12 protein-coding genes and 1 pseudogene are annotated in these 17,990 nt (G+C 35.9%); 6 read left to right on the top strand and 7 right to left on the bottom strand.

The genetic code is table 11. The annotated features are described in order from the left end of the window. Window positions 1-2: 2 nt before the first annotated feature. The 5 genes from ACFX5U_RS16855 to ACFX5U_RS16835 all read right to left on the bottom strand — a co-directional run bounded on the left by ACFX5U_RS16855 (window position 3) and on the right by ACFX5U_RS16835 (window position 10,720). On the bottom strand, window positions 3-6,365 hold the full coding sequence (locus tag ACFX5U_RS16855) for an SDR family NAD(P)-dependent oxidoreductase (protein WP_400261526.1): 6,363 nt from the start codon (window positions 6,363-6,365) through the stop codon (window positions 3-5). Between the two features lie 22 nt (window positions 6,366-6,387). After that, window positions 6,388-6,984 carry a nitronate monooxygenase gene (locus ACFX5U_RS16850; protein WP_400261525.1) on the bottom strand — a complete coding sequence of 199 codons (597 nt, stop codon included), beginning with the start codon at window positions 6,982-6,984 and terminating at the stop codon, window positions 6,388-6,390. Window positions 6,985-7,632: 648 nt separating this feature from the next. Continuing rightward, window positions 7,633-8,169: an STM3941 family protein gene (locus tag ACFX5U_RS16845; RefSeq protein ID WP_400261524.1), complete on the bottom strand. Its 537-nt coding sequence runs from the start codon at window positions 8,167-8,169 to the stop codon at window positions 7,633-7,635. 706 nt (window positions 8,170-8,875) lie between these two features. Beyond that, complete coding sequence (locus ACFX5U_RS16840; protein ID WP_400261523.1) at window positions 8,876-9,250, bottom strand: DoxX family protein; 375 nt, start codon at window positions 9,248-9,250, stop codon at window positions 8,876-8,878. 168 nt (window positions 9,251-9,418) lie between these two features. After that, window positions 9,419-10,720 carry a DUF389 domain-containing protein gene (locus ACFX5U_RS16835; RefSeq protein ID WP_400261522.1) on the bottom strand — a complete coding sequence of 434 codons (1,302 nt, stop codon included), beginning with the start codon at window positions 10,718-10,720 and terminating at the stop codon, window positions 9,419-9,421. A gap of 163 nt (window positions 10,721-10,883) precedes the next feature. Between ACFX5U_RS16835 and ACFX5U_RS16830 the strand changes: the two genes are divergently transcribed. Next, window positions 10,884-11,339, top strand: a complete 456-nt coding sequence (locus tag ACFX5U_RS16830) for a VOC family protein (RefSeq protein WP_400261521.1) — start codon at window positions 10,884-10,886, stop codon at window positions 11,337-11,339. Here the strand turns inward: ACFX5U_RS16830 and ACFX5U_RS16825 are convergent. After that, window positions 11,336-11,662: a helix-turn-helix domain-containing protein gene (locus ACFX5U_RS16825; protein ID WP_038700237.1), complete on the bottom strand. Its 327-nt coding sequence runs from the start codon at window positions 11,660-11,662 to the stop codon at window positions 11,336-11,338. The two genes, ACFX5U_RS16830 and ACFX5U_RS16825, sit on opposite strands and share 4 nt — an antisense overlap. Window positions 11,663-11,802: 140 nt before the next feature. Here ACFX5U_RS16825 and ACFX5U_RS16820 point away from each other — a divergent pair, with 140 nt between their 5' ends. After that, window positions 11,803-12,225 (top strand): NUDIX domain-containing protein, encoded by a 423-nt coding sequence (locus ACFX5U_RS16820; RefSeq protein WP_280565819.1) that lies wholly within the window; start codon window positions 11,803-11,805, stop codon window positions 12,223-12,225. A gap of 170 nt (window positions 12,226-12,395) precedes the next feature. Continuing rightward, entirely contained in the window at window positions 12,396-12,533 is a 138-nt protein-coding gene (locus ACFX5U_RS16815) for a hypothetical protein (RefSeq protein WP_158500309.1), read from the top strand. A 53-nt stretch (window positions 12,534-12,586) separates the two neighbouring features. Here ACFX5U_RS16815 and ACFX5U_RS16810 read toward each other — a convergent pair whose 3' ends face one another. Then, window positions 12,587-13,024, bottom strand: coding sequence for an Rrf2 family transcriptional regulator (locus tag ACFX5U_RS16810; RefSeq protein WP_038700233.1), 438 nt, complete (start codon window positions 13,022-13,024; stop codon window positions 12,587-12,589). A gap of 517 nt (window positions 13,025-13,541) precedes the next feature. Here ACFX5U_RS16810 and ACFX5U_RS16805 point away from each other — a divergent pair. The 3 genes and pseudogenes from ACFX5U_RS16805 to ACFX5U_RS16795 all read left to right on the top strand — a co-directional run bounded on the left by ACFX5U_RS16805 (window position 13,542) and on the right by ACFX5U_RS16795 (window position 17,057). Next, window positions 13,542-13,934: a group III truncated hemoglobin gene (locus ACFX5U_RS16805; protein WP_038702902.1), complete on the top strand. Its 393-nt coding sequence runs from the start codon at window positions 13,542-13,544 to the stop codon at window positions 13,932-13,934. A gap of 581 nt (window positions 13,935-14,515) precedes the next feature. Continuing rightward, window positions 14,516-14,941: a Fur family transcriptional regulator gene (locus ACFX5U_RS16800; RefSeq protein WP_038700231.1), complete on the top strand. Its 426-nt coding sequence runs from the start codon at window positions 14,516-14,518 to the stop codon at window positions 14,939-14,941. 72 nt (window positions 14,942-15,013) lie between these two features. After that, window positions 15,014-17,057: pseudogene (locus ACFX5U_RS16795) on the top strand (heavy metal translocating P-type ATPase). Window positions 17,058-17,990 lie beyond the last annotated feature (933 nt).

The raw sequence follows: 17,990 nt of genomic DNA, 5'->3' as shown, positions 1-17,990 counted from the left end.
GTTTACCAATTGTTTCCCGACATAATCAATACTTGATTCTCAGTTCCGTAATTTATTTCATTCAGAAAAACTTCTTTTCCTTCTTCTAAAGGAATTAATGAAATACCGCGACGTTCATATTCTGTTTCTAAAGTCTGCGACACCATTCCCGCACCCTTCCAAGGCCCCCAGTTGATTGAAATGACTTTACCAGCTATGCGTTGGTTCAATGCTTGCGCATAGTCATCCATCACACTATTAGCGGCAGCATAATCGGTCTGACCTTTATTGCCATAAACGGAAGCAATACTTGAAAATAGAACAACAAATTGACAATCCGTGTGTAACTGTTCTGCTAATACACGCAATGGTTTTACTTTTGTATCAAAGACACGACTGAAAGAACTCGTCGTTTTCTGTCTAAAAAGTTTATCTTCCAATAAGCCTGCGCCATGGATGACACCATCAATTTTTCCGTATTTTCCATAGATGTCACGCAACAAGGTCCTTAGTCCTTGTTCGTCGCAAAGATCTAACGATTCGTAAACAACAGTACTGCCAAGTTGCTCCATATGACGGATAGTCCGTAGGATTTGGTTGTTCTTGAAAATTCTTACGGTCTCCTTTTCGATTTGTGCAGGAGCATTAAATTTCCCAGATTGAATGAGATGACTTCTAATCTCCTCTTTGGTTTTCAGACCTTCTATTTCTTTCATATCAGAAGCTCCAGTTCTTGGGTCTGCTGATCGACCGACAAGAATATAGGTACAGGGATGCGCTTCTGCCATGTGTTTGACGAGTTCGGAGGTAATCCCTTGTCCACCACCAAGTACCAATACGACAGATTTAGAATCCAATTGAATATGTGCCTTTTCTAAATTATTTGGAAATGGTGTAGGTGTCAAATCCATACGGTGTCGTTGCTCATTCTTATAGATAACTTCAGCTTGTTTTTCTGTCGTCAGTATTTCCTTAAGCGCTATTTCGGCAATCTGTTCAGTTTCTTGAATTGTACTTAAATTAATTAATCTACAATTTGTCTGTTCAAATTCTCTAGCTAAGCTTTTGAATAAACCTGAGAAACCTTGATAATGCCTTAGTACATTGATGTCTTTTAACTCATTGAGATGTGATGAAGTATCTGAGATTAAATAAATCCATTTCGCTTTATCAAAATCAAGTTTCTGAATCAATGAAATATAATCAATGATACTATGTTTAACTGTTGAAGTGAAAAGATGAAGCATAATCAGTCCATCAAAATCAGAAAGATTAGCATCGATGTCGATTAATTCTACAAAAGCTCCATACTTCTGCAGACTGTTTTTTATCGCTATCGCTTGCTCACTATTATCTTTTGTAATGGCAAAACGTTTTCCCTTGATGAGTTCCATGTTTTGAGTGAGTGGCAATGCTGCAGGAGCTAATCCGAGGCTCAAACGTGATAGGGTGCTTTGAACAGGTTCATCATCTTGACTCATGTCTTTAATCCAGGTAGCCAATCCATTCAATGTTTTGATTGCAGCCAGTTTTTCCATTAAATCATCTGCTTGGTCCATATCATTACCAAAACCAATTTTGGTCTTAAGGTCACTGATGATTTCCATCCGTTTAATCGAGTCAATACTTAAGTCAGCTTCCATATCTAAGTCAAGTCCAAGCATCTCTTTGGGATAGCCTGTTTTTTCACTTACAATATCCAAAATTTCCGATTGTAGTTCTTGAAGTGTAAGTGGCGAATTTGCTATATTTGAACCTGTAGATTCAGTTGCTATCGGTATTTCCGTTATGACTGTTTCACCCGTTAATTCTGTTAACCAAGAGACCAAACCACTTAAGGTTTTAATCGCTGCTAACTGTTCCATGATCGTATCTTCGTTGCTATTACCACCCGAGAAAAGGTTCAGTTCAGTACGGAGAGTTCCAATGATTTCCACTCTTTTGATGGAGTCAATGCTTAGATCCGCTTCAAGATCCATTTCCATACCCAACATTTCTTGCGGATAGCCCGTTTTTTCACTTACAACCTGTAGTAATATCGTTTTAATATCTTTTACCGGAGCTGTTCTTACTTGGCTTACGCTTGGTAATTGTTGTACAATTGGAGCTGCAGGTAATGCTGCTTGACGTTCAATAACGACATTAGGTAAGATTGGAGTAGGAACAGGCATTGGATTTACACCTGGATTTTGACCTAAAAAGGTCAGCATGACATCACGTTGCGCTTGTATCAGTAGTTTCATACTATTCAAATACTCTTGCAACATGCGTTCGGTAGCAAGTTGACTTTCAGATGCAGATGTCGGTTGATTGGCAAAGTTGTTCATTTGCAAAGGAGTTAATATGGGTAAAGCGCCATTGGCAGGCAATGTACCCGTAGTAGGTAGGGCAGATTGTCCATTAACACGCCAAATAGCAGAATTTTTCTTATAAAGTTCGGGTTGGTCAATATGGATAAAAGCAACATCACGACCATCAAAAAGTTGACTAATGTTAAAGCTACGCCCTGTACCTAAGTATTGTGCCAGGATTCCCAGCAGATGGGGCAGCTTATCATGGCTGTTATCTTCGACATGGAGCGTTACCTCGTCTTTATCTAAACAAGATTTAGTCAAGCCTGTCAATACTTTTCCAGGACCCACTTCGATAAATATACGGGCTCCATCAGCATACATGGCCTCAATCTCTTCAACAAAACGAACAGGTTCAACTAAATGATCTGTTAATCTTGTTTTGATTTCCGTGCTATCTGTTGGATATAATGCGGCAGAGGTATTGGACCAAACCGGAATTTCCATATTCTGGAAAGAAATATCATTTAGGACCGTTTGGTACAGTTCTTTAGATTGATTGACCAGGGGACTATGAAAAGCACAAGCAACCTCCAGTTTTTTAGCAGAAATGCGTTCCTGCTTTAACAGGTCCATTAATTTATGGATGCCGATTGTGCTTCCGGCTGCTACACATTGTGATGGCGCATTAAAATTGACCAAATAGCAATCTTCTACTTGTTCAACAATAGATTTTAAACGACCTGCTGTTGCGTTTATGGCCACCATCGTGCCTGCATCACCATCTTCTACTGCGTCTAGAATAGCTTGAGCTCTTTTGGTACTTAATTCTACCAATTTATCTTCGGCAAATACACCAGCAAAACATAGAGCAGGTAATTCACCATAACTATGACCTGCAAGCATATCTGGAATGATACCTAAAGATTGCAGAAATTTAGCAATAGCAAGATCGATAATACCCAATAATGGTTGCGCTAAACGGGTATCTTTAATGGTTTCCTTTTGTTGTTTCAGTGTTTGGTCATCAAAAGTAGCAGAAGGGAAAACGACTTGTTCCAGTTCAGGATGTCCTACTAGTAGTTTGCGCATTTCAGGGAATAATACAAATAGGTTGCGAGCCATATTGATACGTTGACTACCTTGTCCAGGGAATAGAAAGGCAACTTTTCCAGCTTTTTGTTTGACGATGTATGTGTCTTTACTTTCAATACCAGAGAGTACCAATTCGATTTTCATCATCAAATCCTCTGCAGTATCGGCAACGATGCTTAATTGAACTGGATCTATAGATCCAGTGGCTAGGCTATAGGCTATATTTTTTAAAGGGATATCATCGTTGGTGTCTAATATGGATTTAATCTGTATCAATTGATGTTTAGCTGCATCGTAGGTATTCCCACGGAAGACAAAAAGTTCTGATGGCCAAGCTTGAAGAGTAGCGGTACTGTTCTCTATAGGATGATTTGCAATTACGGTGTGGAAATTTGTTCCACCGAAACCAAAGGCACTAACTCCAGCATAACGATTCTTTTCTGTCCATAATCCACTTTCAGCATAAAATGCAAAGGGGCTAGTTTCTGCATTATAATAAGCATTTGGTTGCTGAAGGTGAAGAGTAGGGGGTTTTATCCCGTGATATACGGACAATGAAGCCTTAATTAGTCCAGCTAATCCGGCAGCACATTTGGTATGCCCAATTTGTGTTTTTACAGATCCCAAATGAGTTTGGCCAGGCAAAGCACCCGAGCGGCTGAATAGATTTGTCAGTGCACTCAGCTCCGTTTTATCTCCAACGACTGTTCCTGTTCCATGAGCTTCTACTAATCCAACACGTGCTGGGCTGATGCCCGCTTGCGCATATGCCCGTTCTAGCGCACGTACTTGGCCAATTTTTCTTGGAGCAGTAAGGCCAAGTGCTTTGCCGTCGCTTGATCCGCCCACACCTTTTATCACAGAATAGATGCGGTCACCATCCCGTATAGCGTCTTCGTATCGTTTTAATACCATGATGGCAACACCTTCACCTAATGCAATACCATCGGCATCACTATCAAATGTCGCGCACCGACCTTTTCGAGAAAGAGCGTGAGTACTTGAAAACATCAGGTAATCGTTGATACCATTATGTAAATCGGCGCCACCCGCTAATACCATATCCGATTTACCTAAAATCAATTCTTGACAGGCTAAATCAACAGCTGCTAGAGATGATGCACAAGCTGCGTCTACAGTGAAATTTCGCCCACCAAGATCGAGACGATTCGTAATACGACCAGCGATAACGTTGGCTAAAATACCAGGGAAGGAATCCTCAGTAGTATGCGGTAATGCAGTCTTTACTTCTTCATGGAGCTCTCCAAAAACCTGCTTGTAATATCCTCTAAAGCTATAGCTATTGGCTAAGTCGTTACCTCCTTCAGCACCGATAATAACCGATATATTTTCTCTATTAACACTTTTATCTCCATATCCAGCATTGTCCATGGCACGTTTAGCGACCAATAATGTTAATAACTGTGTCGGCTCGATAGCAGCAAGAGATTGAGGTGGGATTCCAAATGCCAAAGGATCAAAATCTATTTTAGGAATGAATCCACCCCATTTTGAATGGGATACATCTGGACCATCTACATCTGGGTGATAATATAAATCTTTATTCCAGCGTTCATCAGGTACTTCCGTTACGCTGTCTTTTCCTAAAATAATATTGCGCCAGTATTCTTCCAAGTTTTTAGCACCTGGGAAAATACATTCCATACCAATTACAGCCACATCCAATGGTTTTTCCAATGATGTGGGTTCTTCAGGTAAGGAGGCCTCTTGAATATGTATAAAATTGTCTGTACTCACGTTTTCATGGAGCTCGGCAAGTGACATTGCTTGATTTTGCATCGTAGCGACTTGACCGATCATATACATACCTAAGTCTAATTGTTTGTTTTTAGGTATATCGATAAGCTTATCGCCTTGACGTTCCACACCTTTAGCCGCTATGCGTAAGCGACCTACATTTAGTTTTTCGAGTTGTTCCCAGACCTGCTTTTTATCTACACCAGCGGTTAGTAGCTTCGTTTTTTCGGTATTAAAATGAGCCGCAAAAGCAGTATTCAAACAACGTGTTTCATGTCCCGGAGCTGTCTCTAATAAGACCGTATCTTTTGCATCGAGGGCTTGATTCTGAAACTCTTGTTGGATGGCCCCAGTACTTACCGCTTCTTGCGTATAGAGGTAAGCTGTCCCCATTAATACCCCAATTTTGACACCTCTAGCTGCTAATGGAGCTGCCATGATGGAAACAAAAGCAGTTGAAAAAGAGTCATGGATCCCACCTGCAAAAAATACACTGATGTTTTCAGGATGCTCTTCTTTTAAAATGCGCTCAATTTGTTTTTCCCATAAGACCATACTTGAGAGTGGTCCCACGTGACCACCACATTCACGACCTTCAAAGATGAAGTTTTTAGCACCTTCTTTTAAGAAAATATCTAATAGCGCAGGTGAAGGAACGTGCAGGAAGGTTTGGATTCCAGCTTTTTCGAATATTTTCGCTTGTGCAGGTCTTCCTCCGGCAATTAGTACCACAGGAGGTTTTGCCTCTAAGATATAGGAAGCTTGTTCATCTCTTAATTCTTGAGGAGCAAATCCTAAAATGCCAACACCCCATGTTTTTCCCCCAGCAAGGGCTTTAGTTTCTGTAATTAAAGCTTTTGCTGCTTCTCCTTTAAGTAAAGATAGGGCAACGAAAGATAGTGCACCCGCTTCAGAAACGGCCTTGGCAAATGAAGGAACATCACTAACTCGTGTCATTGGTCCTTGAGCAATCGGATAACGTAAGCCAAGTTGCTTCGCCATAATATTGTCCTGACGGATGATGTTTAACGTCTTCGCCTGTTTTAAATGCCCATACATAGCTTCCTTGAATCCAAAAATCATTTTCTTTAGATTTTTGAAATCTTCATATAAATCTATGGCAAGTGAAATATCCTGTCCCATGGGGATATAGCTTTGGGTAGGGTCTAAATCACGGAAATATTGTACGAGATCTTGAGCATTGATATTTTCGGGTAATTTAGGAGAATTTGGTCTGACCAATACCCGATGGTTCGCAATAACCTTAGTTTCTGTGCCATTCAGCTTTGAACATAGTTCTTTGAATGTCTTGGGAAACTACACTTTCAGGGAATAATGCCAACTGGCTGTCCAATACAATTCCAGTAGCTCCCAAGGCTTTGGCCGCCGCAGCTGTGTGGAGCCCTATCCCTCCTTGTACCCATATTGGGATGGTCTGAATTTCTTTTATTACGCGTTGAAATAACACAAAAGTTGATTCGTAACCGACTAAACCGCCGGCCTCGTTTCCTTTTATAATAATACCTTTTGCACCTGATTTCTCGGCTTGTCTAGCTTCCTCAATACTATTTACTTGATACAAAATCGGTATATCCGAAGTCAATTGTATCGAACTACCAGCAGGAAGTATGATATACTTTACTTTTTCTGGAATCTGGAGTGATTTAAATTCAGCGTTAGGAATGTAAATTCCACATGCAGGTATAGCTAACTGTTCAAGTTCATCTAGAGATTCTTGAGCACTTGTTAACTGATTGCCTAAGCTTAAAAATGGATATGCACCTGCCTGATACAATTTTGGCATAAGGTTGACGTCAGGCTTTTCAAATGGCGTTAATCCAATTATTGTTAAATTTTTCATTGATGTTTTTGAGATGATAGCAGGAGCTTCCATAACAAAGCAGTAACACCTTTCGGTATTAATAGCGGTAGATGGTTATGGCGCCATAAAAATAGCTAATTTTTATCGTGTTTTTAATAATAAGGGAAATTTGATAATAGTTTTTTAACAAAAAAGTATTAATAGCTTGTGTATGATTAACTAAGATGTTATAGTTTGATTTATTTTGGAGAATATTAATTTATTGGTATGTTTTGGGCTTAAATGGGCTCTCAGTACATTATTTTGTCAGCTAGGACTAATGCTGGAAATTAAAATAACTTTTAGAAGTGCACCATTTAGCCCAGATTATTGGCGTAATTTATTTTTTAAAATTTTGTTATTTCATAAATGAGAATAGGGTTAGAAATTAATATTCCGAAATTGTAAGAAATAGTATGTTCCTGTATTTTGTAAATTGCTGATTAGTCATTTGTGCGATGGCTGCTTAAAGATTTGTTATTTTATATAAGGTCATTAGCAGTTGTATGATTTTTTTTGAGTTAGAACAATTTTATCATGCTATGGTTTGGACATAGAGGGGACACAGGTTCGATTCAAATGCAGGGAATTATGGGTGTTTTTTAATAAGGCTTTTGTTTTACAATTGTAAAACTTGAAAGAAATGATTTAAGCTTTTGAATCCGTACTTTTCTTCCAAAAGTTACTAAATAGGTCGAATAGTGCATTGTGGTCAATGTCAATCTCAGAAGATGAATACATTAACATTAACTGATTAGTCGTGTTATTATAGGCCATGTTCCAAAGCATTTTTGAAAGTCTGCCCTCGTATTTCTCAGGATTGTTTAACGTGACAACGACTAACGTGTCGCCCCCTGATTTTTGTAATTGGATATCAGCGACATCTTCCCAATTCACAATTCCAAAAGATTTTGACAAGGGCGTGGTCTTCCCATAAAAGTTTTGATTATTTAATTCAATTAAGGGACTTTTATCTTTTAAACTTAGGAGGGTCTTCAGCAGAAGAATGAGCATGATTAAAAATGCGGCAGACGAAAATACAAGTGGTTTAGTTTTCAACTCGCCATCAAATATTCCTGCGCTATATATAATAACAATTAACAAAATGATGCATACTCCTATAGAAGTCAATAATAGTTTTTTTGTCTTTTTTGAGTTCCGATATATTTTTGTTTCTTTTTCCATTACGATTATTTTTCCCTGTTTAAATTATAATTGACTTTTTTCAGAATATTTTTTTCAAAGGTATAAAATTCATTAAATAAAGAATCTACTTTAGGTATGTAGTTACTTTGAATTCGTTGTAAGATTATACTTGTTTACCTTCAAGAAACCTTGTCTGTCGTTCAAGTTCGCATATCCATTTTATAAACAGGAGTACTTTTCGAATATCTCAATCAACTTTTCTGTAAAGGATGGCTTTTTCATCGGTTATACGTATCCTCTCTATATTTACAGTTGCTTTTTCAATAGAAAGAATTTTCACTTCAAAATTTGATTAGCTTCATTCCTTTGTTTTAATTGATGCGATATCTGGATATTCAACTCTTACTTGGCACAATCATTTACCGGAACTTCAGAAAAAAATCATTGTATAATTGGTGTTTAATATAGCAAGCTCAAAAAATGATGTTGGGAACCTACAGATTGACAGGTAACAAAAAAAGATGCAAAGAATAATATAAAAAAAGTAATTTTTCAGATTATATCGTCGTAAACCCGAAGAAACTGAGCTGAAAAATAGGATTGTTAGCGCAAGTTTTTATATAAAAGCTTTCATTAATAATGGTTTTATCAAAAAATCATTATTAATGAAAGCTCGTAAAGAGAATATTATTTTACGTGTTGGTTTTAAAGATGATCAAACTTTTGTAGCTATTATTTCTTTGTTTTAGTCTATGGGTTTTATTTTTTGGTTATAGATATAAGACACTGCTAGTATAGCACCCACTACAACCGGAGCTAGTATATAGCTAATGTTATGATCTAAAACAGCATGACTGATAACAGCAAATACCAAATTAAAGGTTAGGCCGGCATATGCCCATTCTTTTATTTTTGGATGGATTTTGGGGATAATTAGAGTAGTCGCTCCAAGTAATTTGCAAATAATGAGGGCATAAGTGAAGTAATCGGGATATCCCAAAGGTTTCGTTCCGACATTAAAGTTTTCGGGAGAGAAGATGAGGGTGCATAGCGGCATGATTGCTTCAAATAAAAATATAACAATCGTAGCGGACCAAAAAATTATTTTATTCTTTTTCATTTATTTATATTTAGTAACATTTACTCCAGTATTTTAGTGAGGCAAAAGTGAGGTTTTACCCATAGTTGTCCGTTGTAATTTACATCATATTTTTATGCTTACACTTGGCATATGGCAAGAAAATAAATTTTATAAATACTTTTATTTCAGGTTTTTATGGTCGATGTCCTAGTTGTTTTCAATGATTGTAACTTCTCTTTCTGGAAATTGAATTTTCATCCAATTTTCTAGTTTTAAGGATTCTTCTGGGCTTAGTTTTTTATCCGCTTGATAGATTAATGAAATTGTGTTGTTGACGCTATCTTGACTAATTATTTTGTTTTGGATCCCTATGCTGTAACTCATTATTTGAGGGAATAATACCTGGATATTTTGTTGCAAATTTGGTGTGTTGATTTGATATTTGTTCAGTTCGGCATTTAATTGTTTTATTCTTAAGTCTTTATCAGAAAGATTCTGCTCTTTTTTATTAATCTCATTGAGTATATCTGCTTTTAGATCATTATTATCTTGGCGGATGATTAATTCTGTATTGGTTATGCCGTAATCCTTTAATTGCTCTTTTAAGCCCTCAACTTCCTCTTTGCTGAATTTTTTGATTAGAAATGCTAATTCTAACTTTTTGGGATTGGTGTTATAGTTAGTTCTTTCAAAGACGACAGTATATCCTTTATCTATAAAGGAATTTTGGATGAAATTGCTGACTTTTTGAGCAAATTGTTTTTGTTGTAATAATGTGTAGGCAAAATATACACTGGGAACGATAAGTACGAGAATAATAAGCGTAATAACTCGTGTTATTTTCTTTTCCCGATTTGAATCCACAAAATTTACTTTTGGGTAATTGAGGTATTTTACGATGATAAAGGTAGAGAGACAAATAAAGAAACAGTTAATAGTATATAAATATAATGCACCTGCAAAATAGGAGAAATTTCCTATTGCGAGACCATAGCCAGCTGTACATAAAGGAGGCATTAATGCTGTCGCAATTGCAACTCCAGGTATGGGGTTGCCTTTTTCGACACGTGTTATCGCGATAACGCCAACAAGTCCACCAAAAAAGGCAATTAATACATCATATATATTGGGCGACGTTCTAGCCAATAATTCAGATTGTGCATCTTTAAAAGGACTTAATGTAAAATATAAAAAGGATACCAATAAACTTACAAAGGTGGCGATTAATAAATTTTTTAATGACTTTTTTAATAATGGGAAATCATATACTCCTAAAGCAAATCCGGCGCCTACTATCGGACTCATTAAAGGAGAAATGAGCATCGCACCAATGATGACTGCGGTCGAGTTTACATTTAATCCTACGGATGCAATTACAATGGCACAAGCCAAAATCCAAAGATTTGCACCGCGGAAAGAAATGTTATTTACAACATTTTCGAGTACATTTTCCTTCTTATCTTCGCCACTATGTAGATTAAAGAATCGTAAAAATTTAGATTTTGCCATTATTTGCATGTTTTACACATTAACAATATTTTGTGAGAATCGTTTTTTTTTAAATTGTTTTTTAGGAAGTTAGTTCTTGTTAATGCAGTAATGATATGCTAACAATTTTGTAAGTTCTTTACCGAATGAAAAGTGATTCATAAGTTTGTTTAAAATATTCAGTATGAAATTATCAGAAAACATTATTGGGTTTCATCATTATTCATTAAAGGCTCCGAAATTTGATGAGACAGTAAATTTTTACGAACATTTAGGTTTTAAAACACTGCATGAGTGGTCTTTACCGGAATTTAAACTTGAGAGATGCGTGATGTTATTTCATGAAAGAATAAACGCTTATATCGAAATCTGTGACGGGAATGCGGATATACCTGCACAAGGAAGAAAAAGAAAAATCGATGAGGAGATGGTAGAAAATTCAATTCTTCATATTTGTTTCGTAGTTAAGGATGTGGTTACGGCGAGGGATGAAGCTCTGAAAATAGGTGCGAGAGATTTGAGTCATGGCGTTTTTGACATTGATTTAGTGAATAAACAAAAGACGGTTAATGTCCATAATAGTTTGGTTTATAGTCCGAATGGAGAAGTGATTGAGTTTTTAGAGCAAGTTAAATTCTAATTTTTATCAATATTCCCTAAAGTAATGAGCACTGTCACAATTTTCTTTCCTTTTTCTGTTAATATATAAAGCGATTGGGTTTTATCTTTTTCATTATAAATGATGCTAGCATCTTCCAATTCCTTTAATTGTTTTGCGAGAATTCTGTCAGATACATCAGGAAGTATTGATTTAAAACTCGAATACTTCAAGTTTTCATATTGTAAGGCAAGAATGAGCGAGACTTTCCATCTTCCACTGATTTGAGAAAGTACCCTATGAACGTTACAAAATGTCTGCAACGATTTTTCATTTAGAGAATTTGTTGAGTTTTCTTTGCGCATAGATATCATTGTGTAGCGTTATAGTAAGTGTAATAAAGTTATATTAATTTTCTAAATTAGTGGACAAAAGCAAATGAATTTCATACTTTAAATAGTTTATTTGTATTTTATTTGATGAATTGTTATCAGACTTTTTTTATATGCACAAATTAAATTCCACTCTTCTCACCGCAGGTCTTGTTACATTAAAGGACAGGAAATTACTCTTAGCTTATAGTAATAATAAAAAAGCATGGTATCTTCCTGGAGGTAAGGTAGATCACGGGGAAGATTCCGTACAATCTCTGAGGCGAGAGGTACTCGAAGAATTGTTGGTTGATCTGGATAACGAAAGGTTACGTTATTATTGTCATATCACAGCTCCAGCTTATGGTGAAAATCCAAGTGTCATCATGGAACAGGATTGTTTTATCTATGATCTTCGAGAAGAGATCCAGCCAAGTAACGAAATTGGTGCTGTGCGTTATTTTTCCCGGACTGAATATGAGCTAGAGCAAATTCGAGTTATTGGTGTATTAATGGTATTTGACCAGCTCGAGACTGACGGTCTCATTATTAGATAATGTTTCACCCTAATATTTCTTTCATTTACGGAATTTTATCTGTTAGTGGTATAAATGTAATAAAAGGGTGTTCTCTTATTTTTAATTTCGAATCAGAAAGTAGAATCTAGTGTATCAGTGAGTTAAATACGAATAAGCTTAGTCTATAAAATAAAGGAGTTCGTAGAAGTATGTACAGATCAATATTGTTAGCAGTCGTTACTTTTGTCTTGGAAGTTGAAGGTTCTGAAAAAGGAATTAATATAGCTAAAGCAGATTTTGAAATCAATTATTATGTCAATGCTTATCGGTGCTGCGGTAGCACATAAACACAAAAAAGAGCTGCTTCAAGTTGTTGTAGTAGATAAAAACTAAGCTAGCATTACTTATACAGGGTTACGCTTCCTTTGATTAATTCGAGGTTAAATTGACCAATACTGGTGTTTCTAAGCATGATACTAAGTTGATTTCTTACTTTTTTGAAATCATTATGCAGTGGGCATGGATTTTTTTCAGAACAATAATCCAACCCCATGCCACATCCTATGAAAATTTGTTCTCCATCTACGGCAAGGACGATGTCAGCAATGGGTTTTTTTAATCCTTCAGGATCAATGAAAAATCCCCCATTTGGTCCTTTCGATGACTGTATTACCCCCACCTTACTCAGATTTTGAAGAATTTTTCCTAAAAAAGGTTCGGGAGACTTCACTTTTTCAGCAATCTCTTTTATTCCCACTTTTCTACCTTCATGGGAGCTTTGCGCGATATAAAATACAGCGCGCATGGCATATTCACAAGTTTTGGAAAAAACACCCATTTTTGACTTTATTTTTAATTGTAACCAAGATTGCAAAGATACTGATCTAATTGGTATTTATTACATATCATGCACGTTCAAAGTGTCATTCATATGGATTGTTGGACAATTCACTTTTTAGTGCGCTTGGGTATTGAACTTTCTAGCTATCTATTATGATAATTTCTGCTTTAGTTATTTTAAAGATGCTTTTTTCTATACCTAATTAGATAAAACCTTATTGGTTGTGTTCGATAATTGGGAAAAGAAATTTATGTTAGGTCATGAGCAAACAGCTTTTGGACATGCCTTTGTTTATCTCCTTTTTTAATGCTTTTTTAGCGCAATGGGGAGTGTTACGGCAAATAATACGGTATTGTACAGCGAAATCGGAACATTATTTTGTTTTCATATCAGTTTTGTTTAAGCCTAACAAATACTATTATAAAAGACGTTATACTCTTTTAATTATTGGTATATTTGTAAGTACATGCTCGTTTGATATCAGGTAATCAACAGCAATTAAAGGATGCGCAATATGGAAAAGAAAGACATAGATTCATTGGAAGATATTCGACTACTTGTTGATACATTTTATGGTAGAGTTCGATTGGATAATCTCATTGGTCCTATTTTTACAAATTCTTTAGAGGGGCGCTGGGAAGAGCATTTAGGGAAAATGTATAAATTCTGGCAAACTATCCTTCTTGAACAGCACACTTATTTTGGGAGTCCTTTTCCACCACATGCAACTATGGCGTTAAGCCAAGCACATTTTGATGCCTGGTTGGACCTTTGGCGTAGCACTGTACGTGAATTTTTTGATGGACAAAAAGCAGAAGAAGCAATATTGAGAGGTGAAAAAATGGCAACGATGTTTCTTTCAAAAATCACTTATTTTAATAAATTAGACACAAAGCCATTAACTTAAATTCATGATAGTCCTTCTTTTTTGATTAAAATAAGTTAATAAGACGCATTTTATACTTAAAAAGGAGTATAATAATCACGAGTGGGAAAGGTCCTTGAGACGTTCTTTAATTGGCGATTGAAAGGGTTAGTATTTACTCTATTCGTTATATCTATCTTATTATCAGAATTTAAATTTAGGCACGATTATTCCTTAAATCTTTTGCCAATTTTTTATTCAATTAATCCCTCCATTTAATTCGTGTATTTATTTTTTTGACACCTCAATAGTGTTCAAAAGTATTTATGCAGGAAGTCATGTATTGTAGTCTAGTTAAATACCCGGTTTATATTTAAAATTACAGCACATGATGGTCATGCAAAAATAATGGTATCTAAATTGTATAGGGTTAGCTAACGGGTTATGTTATTGCAAAAACAATATATGTATTTATGTCTATATTTATATGTTGGTGATTAGCACAGGTCATATATTTATGATGGAATTTTCTTTATGGCATAATAGGGTAAGTGATATTGATACCATGTATGAATAGTTGTTTCTGGACTCAAGGCAAGATGTAATTAAAAAAGTAAGTGTGTATGTTAAATAATGAAATAGAGAATAAGCTACGGGATAAAAACACAAAACCGACAAGTATGCGGATTTTGATGTATGACTTTTTAGCGACACAGGTTATTGCATTATCGCTCTCCGAAATTGAGGCACATTTTTATCCAGCAGATAGGATAACATTATATCGCACCCTTAAGACTTTTGAAGAAAAAGGAATTGTTCATAGTATTCAAGAAAATAATACGAGCAAGTATATGCTTTGTAACGATGACTGTAATGAAGTAACGCATAAAGATAGACATCTACATTTCTATTGTAAATTATGTAAACAAACTACATGTCGGGCGGATATTGTCTTTTCCTTACCGAATAATAATTCCATTCGTATTGATGAGGTAAGATTGTTTGCCAAAGGTATATGTCAAGACTGCATGGATCAAACTATGCAATAGCATTGCATTGATGTGTCTCTTATATTTGTTTCAATAATTAATTCGTTAAATGGACTTAGACAATAATAAAAGATGAGTACACAACATAAGCATACTTATGATGCAGCAGGTAATCAACTTTGCTGCACGCAAACGACGAAAATATACAGAGAAGCTGGCGCTCAGGAATTGATTGAAGGCTCTAGTGCACGCTCAGAGGATAGCCACAGCTCTCATGACGATCATGACGGACATGATCACGATACTATAGCTGGTAGTACCTTTGGATTGTTTGCTCCTGCATTGATATCTTTCGTTCTGCTGATGTCCGCTGTCGCTATGGATAATTGGATAATGAAAGATTGGTTTAGCGGTTGGGTTCGTATCTTATGGTATCTTGTAGCTTATATACCGGTTGGAATGCCGGTAATTAAGGATGCCTTCGTGAGTATACGTAAAGGAGATGTCTTTTCTGAATTTTTTTTAATGGCTATTGCCACTATTGGTGCATTTGCTATTGGTGAATATCCGGAAGGAGTAGCGGTTATGTTATTTTATGCTATAGGCGAGGTGTTTCAGACTTTAGCAGTCTCTAAAGCTAAAGGGAATATCAAATCGCTATTGGATCAAAGGCCTGATGAAGTGACGGTTTTGATGGATAATCTACCCGTAACGATTAAAGCTAAAGAGGTCCAGGTAGGTGCTATAATTCAACTTAAACCTGGAGAAAAGCTAGGTTTGGATGGAGAATTATTATCAGATACAGCTTCTTTCAACACTGCGGCTTTGACAGGGGAGAGCAAACCCGATCGCAAATCCAAAGGGGAGCCCGTGTTTGCTGGAATGATTAATTTAAATACCGTTAGTGTTGTGAAGGTGACAGCCGAATATACAGATAGCAAGCTGAGTAGAATATTGGAATTGGTGCAAAATGCTACGGCCCAAAAAGCTCCTACTGAATTGTTCATTCGTAAATTCGCAAAAGTATATACTCCAATTGTCGTTTTACTAGCGATTGCGATCTGCTTGTTACCGGCACTAATCGTACCGGATTATCAGTTTAATGATTGGTTGTATAGGGCATTGGTTTTTTTGGTTATCTCTTGTCCTTGCGCGTTGGTGATTTCCATACCCCTTGGATATTTTGGAGGTATAGGCGCAGCAAGTCGCAATGGTATTTTGTTTAAAGGGAGCAATTTCCTTGATACACTTGCCAATATTGATCATGTGATTATGGATAAAACTGGAACGATGACAGAAGGTGTCTTTCAGGTTCAGGAAGTTAATTTTAATCCGGCTTATGACCAAGCTGAAATACTAAAGATGGTGAATGCGCTTGAAAGTAACAGCACCCATCCAGTAGCAACCGCTATTCATCAGTACGCAGGAGAGGTTGATCATAGCATAAGCTTGAATAATGTGGAAGAAATCGGAGGTCTTGGATTGCGAGGGGTCGGTGCAAGGAAAGCAACTGCTTGTAGGTAATTTTAAGTTGATGGATAAATTTTCCATAACTTATGATTTCGATTCGGCTGGCATTGTGTATACCCTGATTGCCATTGCCTATGATGGTAATTTTGTCGGTTATATAACGATTGCTGATAGTATTAAAGAGGATGCCTTGCAAACGATAAAATCATTACATGAGCTCAATGTTAAGACGACCATGCTGAGTGGCGATAAAAGTAGCGTTGTTCGTCATGTAGCTGAAAAATTAGGTGTGGACTATGCGTTTGGAGATTTGCTACCTGAAGATAAAGTTAACAAGCTTAAAGAAATAAAAAATCAAAAACAACGCGTTGCATTTGTTGGAGATGGTGTCAATGATGCGCCAGTCGTAGCGTTGAGCGACGTTGGTATTGCTATGGGGGGCTTGGGTAGTGATGCTACTATTGAGACTGCCGATGTGGTCATACAAGATGATAAACCATCCAAAATTCCGTTAGCTATAAAAATTGGCAAGCAAACTAAACGTGTGGTATGGCAAAATATTACCCTTGCTTTTATTGTGAAAGGAATTGTGCTGATATTGGGTGCAGGAGGTATCGCTACAATGTGGGAGGCTGTTTTTGCTGATGTTGGTGTTTCCTTGATTGCCATACTAAATGCAATTAGAATACAAAAAATGAAATTTTAATAGCTCACGAAAATAAGAGCAATCATGGTATTACAAATGATACCATGATTGCTCTATAGACACGAACCAATAAGTAATAATTTTTATGTGTCAAAATGTGGTAGATTCTATATGAGAAATAAGTTCAGTTATGCTATCGCTGAACTTATTTCTTTTTGGCTTATATCCAATTATTGGCAAGCAGATTTTAATTGGTGTATTTTATCTGAAATAACCCTCGAAATATCCAAATGAATTATTCCTGTTAAATTACTTATCATTTTTTAATGGTATTAAGACGTTAATAAATGTGCCTGTATTTACGATTCTTTCTCTCTTCACTTTGAGATATTTATCTGAAAGTGAAGAAATCGCTGTTTGGTTTGAACAGCTTATTTTTAACATCGATTATCTAAATTACTCTAATTTATCTTTTAAGTTTTATAGCTCGTGAGATGTCGTTTCTTGTGCGTTCTACCTATACTAATATCAATTTTATTTGGTTAGAATGAAGTAATCTGTCTTATAAGGTCAGTAAATTTAATGGATATATTTGATTGAATGTGCTTTGTTTAAATATGCCATAATCTAAATTTATAATAGGTTGTTTCTGTAACTTAGTGCTCATGTTTTTCATGAAGTAAAGCTAGTTGTCTTTGAATCTATTATTCAATTAAGTATGTTGTGATAGTGATGTTTTAAACGTTTTTTTCATTTTTATTTCTGTTTTATTATATATTTATATACATTTCAAATATGTTATGGTTTTAATTCCATCTGTTTTGCTGATATGTATATGTTGGGTTACTTAGGTTGTTTAAGCAATTAAAATGTTGTTTTGCTGTTTATGTAAATTTATTTTATAGCATGTTTTTTTTATCAATTTTTTTGATGTTGCATGTATGTTTTTATGTCATTTAAAAGTCTGAATAAATCCTATTCTGAATTTTAAAG

The organism is Sphingobacterium sp. SG20118 (genome assembly GCF_044740685.1).
GTDB lineage: Bacteria > Bacteroidota > Bacteroidia > Sphingobacteriales > Sphingobacteriaceae > Sphingobacterium.
Note: the sequence above shows the minus strand (reverse complement) of the source record. Positions and strands in the feature narration are given on the sequence as shown.